The sequence below is a fragment of the Metabacillus sp. 113a genome, from assembly GCF_050107635.1.
Lineage (GTDB): Bacteria > Bacillota > Bacilli > Bacillales > Bacillaceae > Metabacillus_B.
Genome location: NZ_JBNILJ010000001.1, coordinates 208,564 through 225,483, shown reverse-complemented (window position 1 = coordinate 225,483; position 16,920 = coordinate 208,564). Strand labels below are relative to the sequence as shown.

General features: G+C 46.3%; 19 protein-coding genes. 10 read left to right on the top strand and 9 right to left on the bottom strand.

What is annotated here, in order from left to right; all coding sequences use genetic code 11:
• Positions 1 to 128 precede the first annotated feature (128 nt).
• The 3 genes from mciZ to ACQCVE_RS01160 all read left to right on the top strand — a co-directional run bounded on the left by mciZ (position 129) and on the right by ACQCVE_RS01160 (position 2,744).
• Positions 129 to 251: a Z-ring formation inhibitor MciZ gene (gene mciZ / locus ACQCVE_RS01170; RefSeq protein WP_426861331.1), complete on the top strand. Its 123-nt coding sequence runs from the start codon at positions 129 to 131 to the stop codon at positions 249 to 251.
• Between the two features lie 71 nt (positions 252 to 322).
• On the top strand, positions 323 to 1,243 hold the full coding sequence (locus ACQCVE_RS01165) for an aldo/keto reductase (protein ID WP_426861329.1): 921 nt from the start codon (positions 323 to 325) through the stop codon (positions 1,241 to 1,243).
• Positions 1,244 to 1,955: 712 nt separating this feature from the next.
• Complete coding sequence (locus tag ACQCVE_RS01160) at positions 1,956 to 2,744, top strand: SDR family oxidoreductase (RefSeq protein ID WP_426861327.1); 789 nt, start codon at positions 1,956 to 1,958, stop codon at positions 2,742 to 2,744.
• 111 nt (positions 2,745 to 2,855) lie between these two features.
• Here ACQCVE_RS01160 and ACQCVE_RS01155 read toward each other — a convergent pair whose 3' ends face one another.
• The 4 genes from ACQCVE_RS01155 to ACQCVE_RS01140 are packed head-to-tail and all read right to left on the bottom strand — an operon-like array spanning position 2,856 to position 5,873.
• Positions 2,856 to 3,233, bottom strand: coding sequence for a hypothetical protein (locus ACQCVE_RS01155; protein WP_426861325.1), 378 nt, complete (start codon positions 3,231 to 3,233; stop codon positions 2,856 to 2,858).
• Between the two features lie 59 nt (positions 3,234 to 3,292).
• The gene (locus ACQCVE_RS01150; protein ID WP_426843911.1) at positions 3,293 to 3,961 is read right to left on the bottom strand and encodes a CoA transferase subunit B; all 669 of its coding nucleotides are present in this window, start codon (positions 3,959 to 3,961) and stop codon (positions 3,293 to 3,295) included.
• 12 nt (positions 3,962 to 3,973) lie between these two features.
• The gene (locus ACQCVE_RS01145; protein WP_426861323.1) at positions 3,974 to 4,669 is read right to left on the bottom strand and encodes a CoA transferase subunit A; all 696 of its coding nucleotides are present in this window, start codon (positions 4,667 to 4,669) and stop codon (positions 3,974 to 3,976) included.
• Positions 4,670 to 4,682: 13 nt separating this feature from the next.
• On the bottom strand, positions 4,683 to 5,873 hold the full coding sequence (locus ACQCVE_RS01140; RefSeq protein WP_426861321.1) for an acetyl-CoA C-acetyltransferase: 1,191 nt from the start codon (positions 5,871 to 5,873) through the stop codon (positions 4,683 to 4,685).
• 118 nt (positions 5,874 to 5,991) lie between these two features.
• On the opposite strand from ACQCVE_RS01140, the gene ACQCVE_RS01135 reads away from it, so the two are divergent.
• Positions 5,992 to 6,900 (top strand): hydroxymethylglutaryl-CoA lyase, encoded by a 909-nt coding sequence (locus ACQCVE_RS01135; RefSeq protein WP_426861320.1) that lies wholly within the window; start codon positions 5,992 to 5,994, stop codon positions 6,898 to 6,900.
• A 132-nt stretch (positions 6,901 to 7,032) separates the two neighbouring features.
• On the top strand, positions 7,033 to 7,965 hold the full coding sequence (locus ACQCVE_RS01130) for an alpha/beta hydrolase (RefSeq protein ID WP_426843907.1): 933 nt from the start codon (positions 7,033 to 7,035) through the stop codon (positions 7,963 to 7,965).
• Positions 7,966 to 7,990: 25 nt separating this feature from the next.
• Here ACQCVE_RS01130 and ACQCVE_RS01125 read toward each other — a convergent pair whose 3' ends face one another.
• A complete protein-coding gene (locus ACQCVE_RS01125; protein WP_426843906.1) occupies positions 7,991 to 8,176 on the bottom strand; it encodes a hypothetical protein in 186 nt (61 codons plus the stop codon).
• Positions 8,177 to 8,388: 212 nt separating this feature from the next.
• Here ACQCVE_RS01125 and ACQCVE_RS01120 point away from each other — a divergent pair, with 212 nt between their 5' ends.
• Positions 8,389 to 9,306 (top strand): alpha/beta hydrolase, encoded by a 918-nt coding sequence (locus ACQCVE_RS01120; RefSeq protein ID WP_426861757.1) that lies wholly within the window; start codon positions 8,389 to 8,391, stop codon positions 9,304 to 9,306.
• 147 nt (positions 9,307 to 9,453) lie between these two features.
• Positions 9,454 to 10,395 (top strand): alpha/beta hydrolase, encoded by a 942-nt coding sequence (locus ACQCVE_RS01115; RefSeq protein ID WP_426843905.1) that lies wholly within the window; start codon positions 9,454 to 9,456, stop codon positions 10,393 to 10,395.
• A 265-nt stretch (positions 10,396 to 10,660) separates the two neighbouring features.
• Here the strand turns inward: ACQCVE_RS01115 and ACQCVE_RS01110 are convergent, their stop codons facing one another.
• The gene (locus ACQCVE_RS01110) at positions 10,661 to 10,873 is read right to left on the bottom strand and encodes a hypothetical protein (RefSeq protein WP_426861318.1); all 213 of its coding nucleotides are present in this window, start codon (positions 10,871 to 10,873) and stop codon (positions 10,661 to 10,663) included.
• Positions 10,874 to 11,120: 247 nt separating this feature from the next.
• On the opposite strand from ACQCVE_RS01110, the gene ACQCVE_RS01105 reads away from it, so the two are divergent.
• Together ACQCVE_RS01105 and ACQCVE_RS01100 are read left to right on the top strand one after the other, a co-directional pair.
• Positions 11,121 to 11,678: a peptidoglycan-binding domain-containing protein gene (locus tag ACQCVE_RS01105; RefSeq protein ID WP_426843904.1), complete on the top strand. Its 558-nt coding sequence runs from the start codon at positions 11,121 to 11,123 to the stop codon at positions 11,676 to 11,678.
• An 89-nt stretch (positions 11,679 to 11,767) separates the two neighbouring features.
• On the top strand, positions 11,768 to 12,610 hold the full coding sequence (locus ACQCVE_RS01100; protein WP_426861316.1) for an SDR family oxidoreductase: 843 nt from the start codon (positions 11,768 to 11,770) through the stop codon (positions 12,608 to 12,610).
• Positions 12,611 to 13,241: 631 nt separating this feature from the next.
• Here ACQCVE_RS01100 and ACQCVE_RS01095 read toward each other — a convergent pair.
• The 3 genes from ACQCVE_RS01095 to ACQCVE_RS01085 form a co-directional block, all read right to left on the bottom strand.
• On the bottom strand, positions 13,242 to 13,655 hold the full coding sequence (locus ACQCVE_RS01095; RefSeq protein WP_426843902.1) for a DUF4395 domain-containing protein: 414 nt from the start codon (positions 13,653 to 13,655) through the stop codon (positions 13,242 to 13,244).
• Between the two features lie 63 nt (positions 13,656 to 13,718).
• Positions 13,719 to 14,930, bottom strand: a complete 1,212-nt coding sequence (locus tag ACQCVE_RS01090) for an MFS transporter (RefSeq protein ID WP_426861314.1) — start codon at positions 14,928 to 14,930, stop codon at positions 13,719 to 13,721.
• Positions 14,931 to 14,936: 6 nt separating this feature from the next.
• On the bottom strand, positions 14,937 to 15,983 hold the full coding sequence (locus ACQCVE_RS01085) for an ArsR/SmtB family transcription factor (protein ID WP_426861312.1): 1,047 nt from the start codon (positions 15,981 to 15,983) through the stop codon (positions 14,937 to 14,939).
• Between the two features lie 143 nt (positions 15,984 to 16,126).
• Between ACQCVE_RS01085 and ACQCVE_RS01080 the strand changes: the two genes are divergently transcribed.
• Positions 16,127 to 16,906 (top strand): alpha/beta hydrolase, encoded by a 780-nt coding sequence (locus ACQCVE_RS01080; protein ID WP_426861310.1) that lies wholly within the window; start codon positions 16,127 to 16,129, stop codon positions 16,904 to 16,906.
• Positions 16,907 to 16,920: the final 14 nt, after the last annotated feature.

Below are 16,920 nucleotides of genomic sequence, written 5' to 3'. Positions count from 1 at the left end.
ACCCTGTTTAACAATCGGCATTGCAGAGCACCTTGTGTGCCGCAGCTCTTATCCCCGGCTGGCTGCTGAATTTATCCCCATTCTCATTGATCCCTGCCCATTTTATTTTATGAGAGGAGACCTTCTGCATGAAAGTATACAAATTGGAGAAAGGCGTCATTCTCGTCGGAAAAGCCTGGGAAATCAGAATGAAGCTAAAGGAATACAGCAAACAGTTCACGACCGTAAAAGAATGGATTGACAAGGCTTAGGGAGCCTTCTTGTTTGCAAATTCAGCCGCCGTATACTACTGTCAGGTTAGACTAGACGGGAGGGATGGCAGTTGGATAAAAGACAGCTTGGACGATCTGAGTTATTTGTAAGCAAAATGGGACTTGGCTGTATGTCGCTTGGAAAAGAAGAATCCCGCGCCAAATCACTTATTGACGAGGCCATAGAGCTCGGGATCAATTATTTTGATACAGCCGATCTTTATGATTTCGGCTTGAATGAGGAGTTTATCGGAAGAGCGATTCAAAACCGCCGGCAGGAGCTGATCCTTGCCACAAAAGCCGGTAACCGCTGGGAAGAAGGGAAAGACGGCTGGACGTGGGACCCATCCAAGTCCCACATCCATAAAGCGGTAAAAGACAGCCTCCGCAGACTCGGAACAGATTACATTGACCTCTATCAGCTGCACGGGGGGACGATTGAAGACCCAATTGATGAGACAATTGAAGCGTTCGAAGAGCTGAAAAAGGATGGTCTGATCCGGGAGTATGGCATTTCGTCCATCCGCCCCAACGTCATTAAAGAATATCTGGAGAAATCCTCTATCGTCTCCATTATGATGCAGTACAGTCTGGCAGACCGCAGGCCGGAAGAATGGTTTCCACTTGTTGAAGAGCACGGCGTAAGAGTCATTGCCCGGGGGCCGCTTGCAAAAGGGATCCTCTCTGAACGCGGCCTGGACCAGGCAGGAGACAGAATCAAGGAAAAAGGGTACATGAATTATTCCTTTGAGGAGCTTGCTGAGCTTAGGGACTCTATTAAAAATGCGGCACCGGGGCACTCCTATACGGAGGCTGCCCTTCAATACTGTCTCGCCTCCCCTGCAGTAGCAGCCGTTATACCGGGAGCAAGCAAGATTGCACAGCTGCAGCAAAATGCGGAAGCTGTAAACGCTGAACCTTTAAATGAAGGAGAAATAGCTTTGCTGCAGCAAATCAGCAAAGCCGGCCAGTACGAGCAGCACCGGGTATAAGAGGAGACTGAATGCCCCATGAACAGCCTTCTTGGAAACGATGTAATCTCCAAAACCTTTTGGTCATGAAGAACTCTTGTGCACTTCATGCCAGTACCAGCTAATGAAACCAGCTTGCGAAAGGATCGCAGGCTGGTTTTTTATCTGTTCATACAGAAGGTACTTCAAGTGGCTCCAGGCCAGCATTTCATATGGTTCAACCTGGTATAGTCCGCAGAGGTGAGGCATATGTCTAAACCCCATCATTAAATCCCAAAGTAATAAATCGGTTTTTTTACAATAGGCTTTGTTAAAGCATGGTGTTGATTTTTTAATACCTGTTGATTGGAGCGGAAGGCGTGAGACTTCGTGCTGAGAGCAGCTGAACAGGAGAGATCCCGTATTCTCCCAGCAAGAGGAGGATAAGCGAACGCCTGAAGCGGAAATCAACAACTAAGCTGAATGACCTTTACAATAAAAGAGAAAGACTTTAAGGAAATTGCTCATTTATTTCAGGATTAGCAGCCTTTGCTCCAGCAATGCCCGATGCCACTGGATGAGTTACAGGTTGCCGGAGCAGATATACATACGCTCCTGTATTATTCATGTGGTTGAAATCGATTCGTCCTAATGCTTGTCTATGAAACAAGTTCCAGCTCCCCGCTTTTCGAAGTTTACTTCTTCATAAAAATAGGGTATTTATTTGTAAATAACCTTTTGGAGGAACATAACCATGGCTAACAGTTCTGTGAAAAATACGAAGGTTGCGATTGTATCAGGCGGCGGGTCAGGGATTGGGAGAGCAGCGGCACTGCGGTTTGCGCGTGAAGGAATCCGGGTGTGCATCCTTGATTTGGATAAAGAAAGAGCGCTTGAAGTGAAGGATGAGATTAATCATCTCGGCGGAGAAGCGATTGCCATTGAGACGGATATGGCAGATGAAAAAATGGTGAAGGATGCACTTAATGAAGTAAAGAACCACTGGGGTAACTTGGATATCATCTTTAACAATGCGGGAATCAATGGAGTATTCTCCTCCATCGAGGAAATGGAAGCTGCCGATTGGGATAAAACCATTCATACCAATATTCGGAGCACCTTTCTCTTTGTCAAATACAGCATTCCGCTGCTTAAGGAAAACGGAGGCAGCATTATTATTACAAGCTCCATCAATGGAAACAGAACCTTTAAAAACTTTGGCATGTCTGCCTACAGCACGACAAAAGCAGCTCAGGTAGCCTTTATGAAGATGGCCGCCCTTGAACTCTCCCAATTTAAAATCCGTGTGAATGCGATTTGTCCAGGTGCTATCGATACAAATATTGATGACACGACTGAAAAGCAGGAGAACCTGGATGAGGTTGAAATACCGGTTGAATATCCAGAAGGCAATCAGCCGCTGGCGGAAGGATCCGGACAGCCTGAGCAGGTTGCAGACCTCGTCTATTTCCTTGCTTCTGAACAGTCCTCACATATTACGGGAACTGAAATTTACATTGATGGTGCGGAATCCCTTTTATAAAACCAATCGGCGGAACTTAGTTTCCGCTCTTTTTTTATGCCCGAATCCAGCACCTCCACACTTTTACATGGTGAAATAGTCAGCCAAAGTGCCTGTACCGTTCCCGCCGGACTATAGGTCATCCTCTTCATTCAGCCGGATCTGCTTGCGGATTTCCGCAGCCGTTCCTGTTGGATTCACGACCTGAAGGACGATGAACCGGTACTTTGGATGGCCATTCAGCTCCAGGATTAAAAACGGGCCATTCCCGCTGAATGAAAGAAAAAACCACTCATCCCGGTATTTGAAGCTTCCTTCGTAAATATTTAAAAAACTGACTGATGTTCCAGGCATCCTCAGCATGATTCTTGGCGCTTCAAATGTATCGACATATACTTGGCTGATGGTCTCATACGGAACTTCAAGCTTCATTTTAATGGCAAAAAACCAAGTCAGCCCGGTTAGTCTGACAATCGCTTTGTCCTCCCCTAATTCCACCATTCTCCCCATCTTTGACCCCCTTAGAAAATGAAGGGCAGAATCGGCTCACGCCATCCTGCCCCTGCAGACTAGAAGGCTTCCAGTTTAACATCTCCGGACACGATCAATTCCGGCTCTGTACATTGCTGGATATCTTCTGCTGTAAATCCTTTAGCCACCTCTATGAGCTTCAGTCCAAGTTCAGTCACGTCAAGTACAGCCCGGTCCGTAATAATGCGGTTTACAACGGTCTTCCCTGTAAGCGGGAGCGAGCATTCCTTTAAAATTTTCGGTGATCCATTTTTGCTTACATGCTCCATGATGACAATGATCCGCTGAGCCCCATGGACGAGATCCATGGCTCCGCCCATTCCCTTAATCATTTTACCAGGAATCATCCAATTTGCGAGGTCCCCGCTTTCCGAAACTTCCATTCCGCCAAGAATGGCCAGGTTTACATGCCCTCCGCGTATCATTCCGAAAGATTCCGCGCTGTCAAAATAGGATGCTCCTGCAATGGCGGTTACCGTTTCCTTGCCTGCATTGATCAGGTCCGGATCCACTTCGTTTTCTTCAGGATACGGTCCGATTCCAAGGAGGCCATTCTCTGACTGCAGAACAACCTGCTTATTCTCCTGAATAAAATTGGCAACGAGCGTTGGCATGCCAATTCCAAGATTCACATAGTACCCGTCCTGAATCTCCTTTTCTGCCCTTCTCGCTATCTTTTCTCTAACCAGCACTTTGTCTTCTATCATATCCGCTCCTCCTTAGCCTGTTTTCTTCACGGTTCTCCGTTCGATTTTTTTCTGCTGCTCTCCTACAATGAGACGCTGTACGTATATACCGGGCGTATGGATATGGTCTGGATTGATTTGTCCCGTTTCGACTAGCTCCTCTGTCTCCGCAATGGTTACTTTGCCTGCCGCCGCCATCATCGGATTAAAATTCCGGGCGGTTTTGCTGTATACCAGATTTCCCATCTTATCTGCCCGTCTTGCTCTTACCAGACTGAAATCGGCGGTGAGCGCTTCCTCCAGCACGTAATCCTTCCCGTTGAAGTTTCTTGTTTCTTTTCCTTCTGCAACTTCTGTTCCGAAGCCGGCCGGCGTGTAAAAAGCGGGAATTCCCGTTCCTCCCGCACGGATTTTTTCTGCAAGAGTGCCTTGGGGAAGCAATTCCACTTCCAGTTCTCCGGCAAGCACCTGGCGCTCGAACTCCTTATTTTCTCCTACATAAGAGCTGATCATTTTTTTGACCTGCTTATTTTTCAGAAGCAGGCCAAGCCCCCAGTCATCTACTCCGCAATTATTTGAAATCACTGTCAGATCCTTGGCTCCCGATTCAGCCAGTGCGAGAATCAGATTCTCTGGAATTCCGCACAGGCCAAAGCCTCCAACCATCAGCACAGCTCCAACCTGAATGTCCTTTACTGCCTCATTATAAGAGTGATAGACAGACTTCATTCTTTCCCCTCCATTAATCCAGATTTTCTACAACGGTTGCTACTCCCTGGCCTCCGCCAATGCAAAGAGCTGCCAGTCCTTTCTTCGCACCCCTGCGTTTCATTTCGTGGATAAGCGTTACGAGAATTCTTGTGCCGCTTGCGCCAATCGGATGCCCCAGTGCAATCGCTCCTCCGTTCACATTTAGAATTTCTTTATTAAAATGGAGCTCCTTATCCACAGCCAGTGTCTGGGCCGCAAAGGCTTCATTCGCTTCAATCAATTCAATGCCGGAAAGCTCTTCACCGGCACGGTCCAGCGCCTTTTTTATCGCTTTTACAGGTCCGATGCCCATTATGCTGGGATCCACGCCGGCATTTCCGTTTCCAAGGATTCTCATAAGCGGCTTAAGGCCGAGCTCCTCTGCCTTCTCCCTGCTCATCACGACGACAGCCGCAGCTCCATCATTAATGCCGGAAGCATTCCCTGCGGTAACGCTTCCATCTTTTCTGAATGCAGGACGAAGCTTTCCAAGTCCTTCTGCCGTCGTCCCTTCTCTCGGGTACTCGTCTGTATCAAACACAACCGGATCGCCTTTGCGCTGCGGGATGGTGACCGGTACGATTTCTCCCTTGAATGTTCCTTCCTTAACCGCCCGAACCGCCTTCATCTGGCTGTCCGCTGCGAACTGATCCTGCTCTTCTCTTGATATCTCGTATTGATCAGCCAGGTTTTCGGCTGTTACTCCCATATGGTAGTCGTTAAACACACAGGTCAGCCCATCTGAGGTCATGCTGTCAATTAGCTTTTGATCCCCCATCCGGAATCCATCGCGCGCCCCTTTCACTAAAAATGGGGCCCGGCTCATATTTTCCATGCCTCCTGCAACAATGACATCCGCTTCACCGGAAGCAATGGCCTGAAAAGCAAGGTGAACGGCTTTCAGTCCGGAACCGCATACTTTATTAATGGTCATAGAAGGTATGTTATCCGGCAGCCCGGCTTTCATGGCAGCCTGCCTCGCCGGGTTCTGGCCTAATCCAGCCTGAAGTACATTGCCCATAATCACTTCATCGACGTGCTCAGCGGAAACACCTGCTTTTTCCAGCGCCTCCTTAATCACGATGCCTCCGAGCTCCGGGGCAGATACCCCCTTCAGCGCCCCTCCAAAGCTTCCTACTGCGGTCCTTACTGCACTTACAATGACGATTTCTTTTGCATCCACGTTTCTTCATCCCCTTTGAAAAGATTGCAATACTCTGAAAATAGCATTTGCCTTCCCCTTTATTTTCCTATTAAAATAACAATATGTAAACCCTTACAAACAAAAGGCGGTGTGCGGATTGAAACTACCGGAAAAGGCAGTGCTGATAGAGGTTGGACCCCGTGACGGACTTCAAAATGAAAAAAACATTCTGCCAGCGGATCAAAAGCTGCAATTTATACACGATTTAAGCGGGGCCGGGTTTAAGGAAATGGAAATTGCTTCTTTTGTTTCACCAAGATGGGTTCCCCAGATGGCTGATGCTGAAAACATCGTAAAGCATGGCTCCGCAGCGGGCCGAAGCATTGTCCTCACTCCGAATGAAAAGGGCCTTTCTCTTGCACTTGACAGCGGATGCACGGCGGTTGCTTTCTTTGTCGGCGCAAGCAATACATTCAACCTAAGAAACATCAACCGGCCGCTGGAAGAGTCCATGAGGTCACTCCTTCCTCTCATCCGGAGCACGAAGGAACGCGGTTTATTCATCCGGGCCTGTATTTCCACAGCCTTTTATTGTCCTTATGAAGGAAAAATAGCCGAGGGAGCAGTGATGGATATCTGCAGGCAATTTGTGAAGGCTGGAGTAGACGATTTGAGTGTAGCCGATACGGTCGGTATGGCTCTTCCCCACGAGGTGTATTCCCTTTTCAGCCGTTTAAAGCAGGAGTTTAAAGAAACCCTGATAACTGCCCATTTTCATGACACAAGAGGGCTTGGCCTGGCTAATATCCTGGCTGCTCTGCAGGCAGGTGTCGACCGGTTTGATACCTCCGCGGGCGGTCTCGGCGGCTGTCCGTTTGCGCCCGGTGCAAGCGGAAATGCAGCTACCGAAGATGTTCTGTATATGCTTCAGGGCATGAACATTGAAACCGGGCTATCCCTCGAAAAGGTACTTGAAGCTGTGCAAGGAATCGAAGCTTATTTGGATAAACCGATTTCAAGCAGACAATACATCCTTTGGAAAGCAAAACAGGCTGCGAAGGCCTAAAAAAGAGTACTGTCCCATCGGAGGCCGTCCCCTTGCTTGCCTCCCGGTTCAGACGCTGCTGCTCAGCACATTCCGAAGAGCCTTTTATTTCCGTTCCTCATATGTAAGCGGTAGAATTGAGCAAAGGCTTGAATGGGGGGAACGGACATTTTAAAGAAAATTTCAATCGGTTTCGGTGCTGCTCTCTCTTATTTTTTTTCAGCAGGCTTTCTTTTCACTCAGCTGATCATGTATTCGAAGCCAAAGAAAGAAAAAGAGGTTATCGAGCTTGAAACACGGAACGGACATTTTAACCAAAAGGACTTTGACTGTCTTGAAAAAGAGGAGATTGTTATCCCATCATCTTTCGGCTATAGTATTAAAGGGCTTATTGCAGCCCCGCATAAAGAGAAGAAGTTTGTTATCATATGCCACGGAGTTACGATGAACCGTTATAATTCCGTGAAATACATGAATCTGTTTCTTAAACTGGGCTATAATGTACTCCTGTATGATCATAGAAGACACGGGAATTCTGGCGGCAAGACGACGAGCTTCGGCTATTATGAAAAATATGATTTGCACTCAGCCGTTCACTGGCTGAAAGAAAAGTACGGGCATGATGCTACGCTCGGGATTCACGGGGAATCAATGGGAGCAGCTGCTATGCTGCTATATGCAGGCATCCTCGAGGATGGGGCCGACTTCTATATCGCAGACTGTCCGTTTGAAGATATGGAAAAGCTGCTGCTGCATCGCATACAGGCTGAGATCAGAATACCAGGCTGGCTTTTCATACCCATTGGCCGGCTCTTCCTGAAGCTTCGCGATGGCTACAGCATGAACGAGGTCTCTCCAATCCGGGTGATTGACCGTATCCGGAAACCCATCCTTTTCATCCATGGCAGAGATGATCAAACGATTCCTTTTACTTCCTCTCAGCACTTGTTTAAAAAGAAAAAAGGGCCAAAGCAGCTTTTTATACAAGAGCAAACAGGCCACGCCATGTCCTATACGGAAAATCCCGCTCAATATGAAAAAACCGTAGCGGAATTCCTTGTCGGGACACGAAATGAAACTAGCTGACAAAAAGGAGGGACACTTCCTTTTGTCAGCTAGTATTTAATAACTCCCTGCTTTTCTCCCCTCTAAAACTTGAAATGATAGTATACACACAGCAGAACAGCCAGCAAAAAAAAACAGCAAAGACCCATGCTGGAATCCCCCAAAAATAGATTCCTTTGAAAGCAAGAATTGCCATCATCATCGCATCTATAAACCGTTCAAATTTCGCCATAAGCTTCTCCTTTGTTTTTCCCCCCATAACATTACCTTATTTTTACTGAAAAGGGAATCTCAAGAATCAAACCATTTTTTTCTGCATTTCTCAGCCTATGTTGATCTGCCGGTGGATGGTTAGCGGGAAAAGAAAGAACGTTTTGCCCGTTCTCTTTTAAGGTATAGATAGAAGGAAGAATAAAAGGAGGTGCTGGAGTGAAAAAGCTGTGGATGATTCCCGGAATTGCGCTGGCCTATACGGCTCTGGTCGGTTTCTCCCTCACGCAGGGGCTGATGTATCCGAAAAGGCGCTCAGATGAAGAGATTATGGAACAAGAATCGCAGATCGGCCATTTCGATAAAGATGAATTTGACCGGCTGGAAAAGCTGGATGTAACCGTAATGTCAGAATTCGGATACGAAATCAAAGGCCACCTAGCCGCTCCTCATGACACCAAAAAAGTCATGATCATCTGCCACGGCATTTCCATGAGCCGCTACAATTCTGTCAAGTTTATGAACATCTTTTTAAAGCGGGGCTACAATGTTTTTATTTATGATGCCCGCAGACACGGTGAATCCGGCGGGAATACAACGAGCTTCGGACACTATGAAAAATACGATCTCCGCTCAGTCATCCAATGGCTTAAAAACCGGTATGGAGAGGAGATGACCCTGGGCATTCACGGTGAGTCCCTTGGGTCGGCTGCCATGCTTCTGTACGCCGGAATGCTTGAAGACGGAGCCGACTTTTATATCGCTGACTGCCCCTTCGAGGATTTAGAAAAACTTCTTCTGTACCGGATGCAAAAAGAAATTCAAATTCCTGAATTCATGATTATGCCGATAGGGCGGGTCTTTCTTAAAATGCGTGATGGCTATTCCATGAAAGAAGTTTCGCCCATTAATGTGATAGACAAAATTGACAAGCCCATCCTCTTTATCCACAGTAAGAATGATGAGACTATCCCGTCCTCCTTTTCCAGGAACCTGTATGAAAAGAAAAAAGGGTATAAAAAACTATTTATGCCGGAAGCAGGCGGGCATGAAGACACCTATACAAAAAATCAGCACGATTATGAAAAAGCAATAGATGAGTTTCTCGAAGAAATCGGACAGCACAAATCAGACACAGGGAGGAGGCTATAAACCTCCTTTTGTCTGTCCTGCTATAGCAAATCTAAAAATATGCAGCAGGTAAGCTTGACTTTTCATTTCCCATTCTACCTGGTTTTTCCTTTTCTTTCACCGGTCTCAACGCTACAATTAAAGCAAAACCATAGGGAGGAATCGCAGTTGAAAAAAGTCTGGATTGGTCTCGGCATTGCCCTCTCCTACATATTCATTGTCGGCTTCTTTTTCACCAATATGATGATGTACATAAAAAAGCGGTCAGATGAAGAAATTCTTGAGCGCGAAACGCTGGATGGCCATTACGTTCAAAAGGATTTCGATGAACTTAAAAAGGCAGAAGTCAGCATTCCGTCGGATTTCGGCTATGATATAAAAGGATACCTCGTCGCTCCTTATCAATCGGATCAATTCGTCATCATTTGCCATGGAGTTACGGTAAACCGCTACAACTCAGTAAAATATATGAATCTTTTCTTAAAGCGCGGCTATAACGTATTAATCTACGACCACCGCAGGCATGGAGAATCAGGCGGAAAAACAACAAGCTATGGACACTATGAAAAATACGATCTGCGGTCTGTTGTCCATTGGCTGAAAGAGAACTACGGTCAGCACATTACGCTTGGCATTCATGGCGAATCCATGGGGTCCGTCACAATGCTGCTTTACGCCGGCATGCTGGAAGACGGAGCCGACTTTTATATTGCAGACTGTCCGTTTGACAGCCTCGAAAAACAGCTGCTTTTCAGGCTTAAAGAAGAATTCAGGATACCAGGCTTCCTCGTCATGCCCATCGCAAGACCTTTTTTAAAATGGCGGGACGGCTATTCCTTAAAAGATGTATCTCCCATCCATGTCATCGATCAAATCGGCCATCCGGTTTTATTTATACACAGCAGGGACGACGCCTACATTCCCTCGGATTCTTCCAAGCTTCTTTATGAAAAGAAAAACGGGCTGAAGAAGCTTTATTTTGCCGAAAAGGGAGACCATGCCATGTCCTATACAGAGAACCGGGAGGAGTATGAACGGATTGTTGATGAGTTTTTGGGAGAGATCCAAACGACCGAAAGAGCAGGAGCAGCAAATAACACTCTCCAATAATATTCATTCAAAAAAGAGCATCTCATTTTAGTTGCTCTTCTCTTTTCCCTAATACCGTTATGTAAATCGATAGCTGGAAGCGGGCCTTCGTGAATTTGCAAGCGGATAATACGAGGTGTTACCGTACCGGCCGGCCATAGCTGCGAGCGAATCGGGATGAGTGATTTTGCAGCGAACCGGCTCATCCCTGCGGGCATAGACATTTGTTTGCCAGCTGATAGCTGATCAAGAGTTTTGCCAAACGCTCGCTTCTCCCTATTCAGTTTCAGCCAAAATTTATAAAATAGCCTCCCGCACCAATGCTGATAACGAACACTGCCGTCTGAATCCTAAGAATTTTTCTGGATACTCCCATTCTCTTTTGAAGATAAAATATGTACCCATTAGTTAAGATAAAGCCGAATAACCACAAATAATGAGCAGCCTGGGCCTCTGCTGCCGTGTAATAACGAAGCAGCCCCAATCCGAGCAAAATCATTCCAGCCGTCCCCAACGCAAGATTCCAATAGAGTGTCAGATTTTCTTCTTTTTCTTTAATGGCTATTCTCCCCTTTCTTTAAGCCTCTTTAAATGGATTCACATTATTTCCCTTACCCGTTTAACAATCCAGCAAAGCTGTTTTCTGCTCTTTCATCGGAAATCACAGGAAAATTCGTTAAAATAATGAAACAATTTTCTCACCTCTTCCGTTTCACGGGTATACAGCGAATAAAGGGGAGAAAAACATGAAAACATGGAAAAAAATTTCAGCAAGTATTCTGACTGCTTCTGCATTGGTGATCACAGTCCCTCAAGGAGCAAGCGCACACAATCATGTTCCTTATATTTTCACGCTTCCTGATTCCGGAATTGTACAAGAGGGCTCCCGCGGGGAAAATGTAGAAATTATTCAGCGTTCATTGAATAAGGCGGCAGAGGCAAATCTCTCAGTTGACGGAATCTTCGGGCCTAAGACCACAAGCTGGGTGTATCATTATCAAAAAGCGAAAGGCTTAAAAGCCGACGGCATTTACGGACCAAAAACACATGAAGCCCTGTCTATTGAAATAAATTCTTTTGGCCTCCCTAATACTATCCTTAAAATAGGCGACCGGGGAAGTGACGTTTTAAAAGTTCAGCAAGGATTGAATGATCTGAGTTCCGGTCTCGCTGAGGACGGAATCTATGGTCCTAAAACAAAAGCAGCCATCCTTAAGTTTCAGCAGCGGTTTCCAGAACTTGCAAATGACGGCATTTACGGTCCTGAAACGAGAAAGGTTATGGAAAAAGTCCTTAACAGTTAATAAAAGTTTGCAAAAGAACAGCGGCTGCCGCTGTTCTTTTTTCTGTTCCCTGTTATTCTATTCTTACTACCTATTAAATTGGAGGCACTATGGCTAAACATATTCTAATTACAGGAGCTTCGTCCGGCTTCGGCATGCTCGCTGCCCTTGAACTTGGGAAAAAGGGGCATCGGGTGCTGGCTTCCATGCGCAGCCTGGAAAAATCCGATGATCTGATCAGGCTTGCCACAAAAGGCGGTTTTGCTGAGCAAATCAAAGTTTTAAACCTGGACGTCACCTCATCTGATTCCATTGCCGGGATTCAAGGCTTTCTGAAGGAAATAGAAAAGATTGACGTTCTCATAAATAACGCCGGTTATGCTCACGGAGGATTCGGCGAGGAAGTAACCATTCAGGAATACCGCGAACAGTTTGAGACGAACTTTTTTGGAGCGATTGCCGTGACCCAGGCTGTTCTGCCATTTATGCGGTCTGCAAAAAGCGGAACGATCATTAATTTGAGCAGCATCAGCGGCCTGGCCGGGTTCCCGGGAGTGTCTCCTTATGTTTCGTCCAAACATGCGCTGGAAGGATTCAGCGAGAGTCTGCGCCTTGAGCTGCAGCCATTTGGGATTGATGTCGTGCTCGTAGAGCCGGGATCCTACTCTACAAACATATGGACTGCAGGAAAAAAGGTATCAGCTGGTTTAATGGAAGGAGCCTCCCCTTACTCCTCTTATATGAGGAAGATTGAGAAACAGCTCGAGCGCGGAAGCAAACATCACGGCCACCCTCAGGAAGTTGCTGATTTAATTGTAAAGCTATGTGAGAAAGAACGTGTTAAAAAGCTCAGGTATCCTATAGGCAAAGGGGTAAGGCTGACCATCCTGCTAAAAAGAATTCTGCCATGGACTCTATGGGAAAAAATGGTCTTTCGGATCCTTTTCAGGTAAGAATCTCTGCAGAGCAGGACTTTTAGACAGCCCCTTTATTTTTGTAAAGGCTCTTTTCCCCGTTTCCCAGCCTCCCCGCATACCACCGAATACCTCCAACTCCCCCAAGAAAAGGACTGCCTTTCAAAGAGGCTGGGACATATCTAAAATTGATGTCATTAAAGCCGAATATTTCTTTTGAAAAAGCTCTTTAACTCGGCTGTTGATTGCAGTTAGCAGGCATTCGCTTATCCATGGGCGGGCGGTGAGCCTCCTCGCCGCTTTGCGCCTGCGGGGTCTCACCTTTCCCGCTGGTCCCGCAGGAGTCTCATGCCTTCCACTCCAAACAACAGGTGGTAATAAATCAACATCATACATGAACAAAGCCTTTGAAAAAAACATGAAAACTAACAAAACCGAACGATTACGAAGCTCTATATCAGAGTTTCAAATAATAGTTCGGTTTTTTAATTAACCGGGAACCTTTTGTCTCAGCCTCTTTCCGTTATAGCGGGGCCCTCTGATTCTGATAAAGACCGAGAGCTCCATCTATCCATTCGTTGTCCATAAGTCTCTGTCCCGCTCTGTTTGACTGTCTATAATCAGGATTAATGGCGGTAAGGCCAAGGCTCTGCCATCTCTTTACACTTTCTTAATCAGCCTGCTTCCGGTACCGGTACTGCTGCCATTGGAACCGGATAAAGCATCCGATGCAGAAGCCCAGTATGGCAACAAAAGCTGCGAGGAAGACCATGGCGGTAAAGACATAAAAAAGAATCGTCCAGCCCATGGTGTATCCGATCAAACCGCCGCCCAAGCAGATGACGGCGATCTTTTGATTGAACTGCTGCTGATCGAAGTCTTCCGGAATATAGGCGGAAGCCGGTTTTTTCAGAAACGTTCTGGCTATTTTCATGACAGGGTTGACCTTAAACAGCAGACCGGAAAGTCCGGCGGCTAAAGGAAGCAGAAGAATCCAGCCCAGTCCTGTCAGCCATGCAGCCAGCACGGAGAGAACAATAAACCATTGGTTGGTCAGTACGAGAGGTTTAGGTATGGTTTTCATAATTTCCCACCTTGCTTATTGGAATAGATTGATTTTATCTTATAATAGAAGTTTTGTGAACGATTATGCCCCGGCTTTTACGTAAACAGCCGAAGCAGCGGCTGAAAACATTCCGCCTATAATAATAACAGCAGAGGTCCCTAAGCCTTCTGCAATCAGGCCAGCCAGAAAAGCAGCTCCAGGCATGAGTGACCACGTCATCAGCCGGCTCGTTGCCTGCACTCTCCCCATTAGATGATCAGGCGTCACGTTTTGGCGGAGCGTGGCAATGCATGGGTTCATGATGGATGCAGCAGCCGTACCCGCACTATTTAACAGGACAAGGAGCCAGAACGTTCCCGTAAAGCCGAATAATACGATTGATATACCTCCGGTAAAAGAGGAGAAGAACAGCAGTTTCCGGTAGGATGCCCTTTTATTAAAGTAACCAGCCATTAGAGACCCCCCGATTGCCCCAGCCCCGCTAAATGAAAGCAAAATTCCAATTTCAAACACAGAAAGTCTGATCGTATCTTTCAGATGAAAGATCAGGATCGTTAAAAACAGGGTCGTTCCAAAGACGGAAAGCAGCAAGGCCAGATTGGTGTAAAAAAGCGGTTTTGTTTTTAGGACAAAATGAAACCCTTCATTGGCATCCTTCCAGAAGGATTGGCTTCTTTTAGCCACTCCCGCTGCTGGAACAGAAATGCCGGCAACGGCGGCAAAAGCGGCTAAAAAGCTGAGACTGTTTATAATCAGCCCGGCGCCCGGACTGTACAGGGAGATGACCAGTCCCCCTGCCGCTGGCGCCATCAGAACAGACGTATTCAGGATGGCCGAATTAATGGAGTTGACAGCAGCAAGATCCTCTTCATTTACAAGATTTGGAACGTATGCAAATTGTGCAGTCTGATATACCTGGCTGAAGACGCCTATTGAAAAAGCACCGCAGAACAGCACCCAAAGCGGCAAAGCTTCCGCAAGAAAAAGAATCCCCAACAATCCGGTCAGCACAAATCTTCCAAAGTCGCAGATCAGCAGCAGCTTTCTTCTATCCATCCGATCAGCTAAAACCCCTGCAGCCGGCTGCATGAGAACGGGCAGCCGTTCAGCGGCAGCGGCAAGTCCCATCATGATAGCCGATCCCGAAAGAGAGAGCACCATAAGCGGCACAGCAATCAAATAGATTTGATCTCCGAAGAATGAAATAAAATTGCTGCTCAAAAGCTTGTGGATTTCTTTATTTTTCTTTAGCCCTGGTTTTATGCCCCCCATTCGATATGCGTGTTCCCCCATCCTGCTTCACTTCCCTTTCAAAAAATCATCGAGTTCTTCAGAAAGTCCTTGCAGCGAGAATTGTTTCAGCAAGTATCTGGATTCTTTTACCTCTACCAGCCTTGCCCCTTTAAGTGTTTTTAGATGATGATGGACCGTCGTCTTCCCCATCCCGAGTTCATTGTTTATTTCCTGCAAAGTCCGGCCTTTTACGGAAAGCATTTTGATGATTTTCAGCCTGGTTTCATCTCCAAGCGCTTTATGTTTTTGAATGAGGGGGGCAGGCGGAATAAATGGATCATCCGGATAAAGACTTTCATTGGATGCCGGATAATAAAATACTTTCGTGTCCGGCAAATCCGCTTCAATGTTCCACGGACGGTAAATGGTGTGGGGGATGAGCAGAACGTGGTGAATACTCGGCTCAGGGGAATACGTCCTCCCCTCTGTCGCCCATTCTACAAATGGCTCAGGCTTCATTTTCTCGGCCATCCTCTTTTTCGATTCAACCTCTCTTTTCAGGATGCCGGCAAGTCTTTCTTCATCAGGCTTTACTGCCGCCTCATACCAGCCGGCAAGCGTTTCAATTAGATGCTTTTTCAGCCATTCCGTATCTTCAGTGCAGATCAGGTCAATATAAGCTGGAAAAAACGGATTCCAGCCGGCCGCATTTTTCAGCTTTTCCATTGCAGCTTCCTCTCCACTCGCCGCTTTTAGTCTCGTATTCTGCAAGCGGGATCCAAGGAATGGGAGACAAGTGAAGGTGAAGGCTTCTTTTGACAGGGAATGGACATAGGCTGTGAACGTTGAAAGATTCTCAAAGCTCTCTTCATGCAGCAGCTGAAGAAGAGCCTTCCATGTGTTGTTTTTTTCTGTGTATTCCAGATGACGCATCATCTCTTCCGTAAGAGAGTCTTTTATTCGCTCCCACTCCTCCTCTGGCTTCTCGAGTGTTTTAAGAAGCGGAGTGTTCGTAATGGCTGCAATGCCAAGGGCGGCCTCCCACAGTAATGAATAGCGGACTTCAACCTCATAGGTTTCCCGTTCTCTTCCTGTTTCAAATATGAATTCCATTTTCAGCACCTCCTTATATATTCTATATTTTTAGAATTATTAATTCAATAATTATAGAACTATTCTTGCAAAATAATCCAAACGGCAGGATTATTAAGCCTTTAGGCGAAAGTAGAATAAAACGATAGAAAGCAGGCGAAGAGATGATCGATTGCATTCAGCTCCCAATGAATGTTTTTCAGCAGGAGCGAACGATCCGCATATACCAGCCTCCCTCCTCCATCAGCACTAAAAGATATCCTGTTCTCTATTTACATGATGGACAGAATGTTTTTACAGATGAATCGGCGGTTGGCGGCGTTTCTCTTGACTTGGCAAATGTATTAGAAAAAAAACAATATGAAATTATCATTGCGGCCATTGATTTAAATCCTGCAGGGGAAGAGCGAATCAACGAGTTATGTCCTTGGGTCAGCGGCCTGTATTCGGAAAAGCTGCTTGGCGGAAAAAGCACGGCTGGAGGGAAAGGATCCGCTTATCTTGATTTTATCGTTCAAGAGCTGAAGCCCTTTATCGATGATTCTTACCGCACCCTCCCACATGAAAACTATATGGCCGGCATTTCATTAGGCGGCGCCATTTCAGTTTATGCAGCTTGTATATATCCCCAAATTTTCACGAGAGTAGCAGGGCTTTCATCCGCGTTTTACCGCAATCAGGAAGAAATGGAGAGGCTTTTGAAGGATACTGACTTGTCCTTCCTTAACCGGCTTTATTTGGATTGCGGGACAGATGAGAGCAGCGGGCATCAAACCGTAAGCCAGGAGTTCCTGCGATCCAATCAAAGGATCTTTGGGATTGTGAGTAACAAAGTGAAGGAAGCTCGATTTGAAGTTATTGATCACGGATGTCATCACTATTCGGATTTCAAGAAACGGTTTCCCAAGGTTTTGGACTATTTGCTGAACCCTTTACAAAAATAAGCCCGCCCCCTTTT

What these genes read in the sequence shown, in the direction of transcription:
- ACQCVE_RS01085 (WP_426861312.1), bottom strand. Translation starts at nt 15,983, where the DNA reads ATGGAATTCATATTTGAAACAGGAAGAGAACGGGAAACCTATGAGGTT.
- ACQCVE_RS01105 (WP_426843904.1), top strand. Translation starts at nt 11,121, where the DNA reads ATGAAAACATGGAAAAAAATTTCAGCAAGTATTCTGACTGCTTCTGCA.
- ACQCVE_RS01150 (WP_426843911.1), bottom strand. Translation starts at nt 3,961, where the DNA reads ATGATAGAAGACAAAGTGCTGGTTAGAGAAAAGATAGCGAGAAGGGCA.
- ACQCVE_RS01130 (WP_426843907.1), top strand. Translation starts at nt 7,033, where the DNA reads ATGGGGGGAACGGACATTTTAAAGAAAATTTCAATCGGTTTCGGTGCT.
- mciZ (WP_426861331.1), top strand. Translation starts at nt 129, where the DNA reads ATGAAAGTATACAAATTGGAGAAAGGCGTCATTCTCGTCGGAAAAGCC.
- ACQCVE_RS01110 (WP_426861318.1), bottom strand. Translation starts at nt 10,873, where the DNA reads ATGATTTTGCTCGGATTGGGGCTGCTTCGTTATTACACGGCAGCAGAG.
- ACQCVE_RS01160 (WP_426861327.1), top strand. Translation starts at nt 1,956, where the DNA reads ATGGCTAACAGTTCTGTGAAAAATACGAAGGTTGCGATTGTATCAGGC.
- ACQCVE_RS01145 (WP_426861323.1), bottom strand. Translation starts at nt 4,669, where the DNA reads ATGAAGTCTGTCTATCACTCTTATAATGAGGCAGTAAAGGACATTCAG.
- ACQCVE_RS01120 (WP_426861757.1), top strand. Translation starts at nt 8,389, where the DNA reads ATGATTCCCGGAATTGCGCTGGCCTATACGGCTCTGGTCGGTTTCTCC.
- ACQCVE_RS01100 (WP_426861316.1), top strand. Translation starts at nt 11,768, where the DNA reads ATGGCTAAACATATTCTAATTACAGGAGCTTCGTCCGGCTTCGGCATG.
- ACQCVE_RS01095 (WP_426843902.1), bottom strand. Translation starts at nt 13,655, where the DNA reads ATGAAAACCATACCTAAACCTCTCGTACTGACCAACCAATGGTTTATT.
- ACQCVE_RS01080 (WP_426861310.1), top strand. Translation starts at nt 16,127, where the DNA reads ATGATCGATTGCATTCAGCTCCCAATGAATGTTTTTCAGCAGGAGCGA.
- ACQCVE_RS01155 (WP_426861325.1), bottom strand. Translation starts at nt 3,233, where the DNA reads ATGGGGAGAATGGTGGAATTAGGGGAGGACAAAGCGATTGTCAGACTA.
- ACQCVE_RS01125 (WP_426843906.1), bottom strand. Translation starts at nt 8,176, where the DNA reads ATGGCGAAATTTGAACGGTTTATAGATGCGATGATGATGGCAATTCTT.
- ACQCVE_RS01090 (WP_426861314.1), bottom strand. Translation starts at nt 14,930, where the DNA reads ATGGGGGAACACGCATATCGAATGGGGGGCATAAAACCAGGGCTAAAG.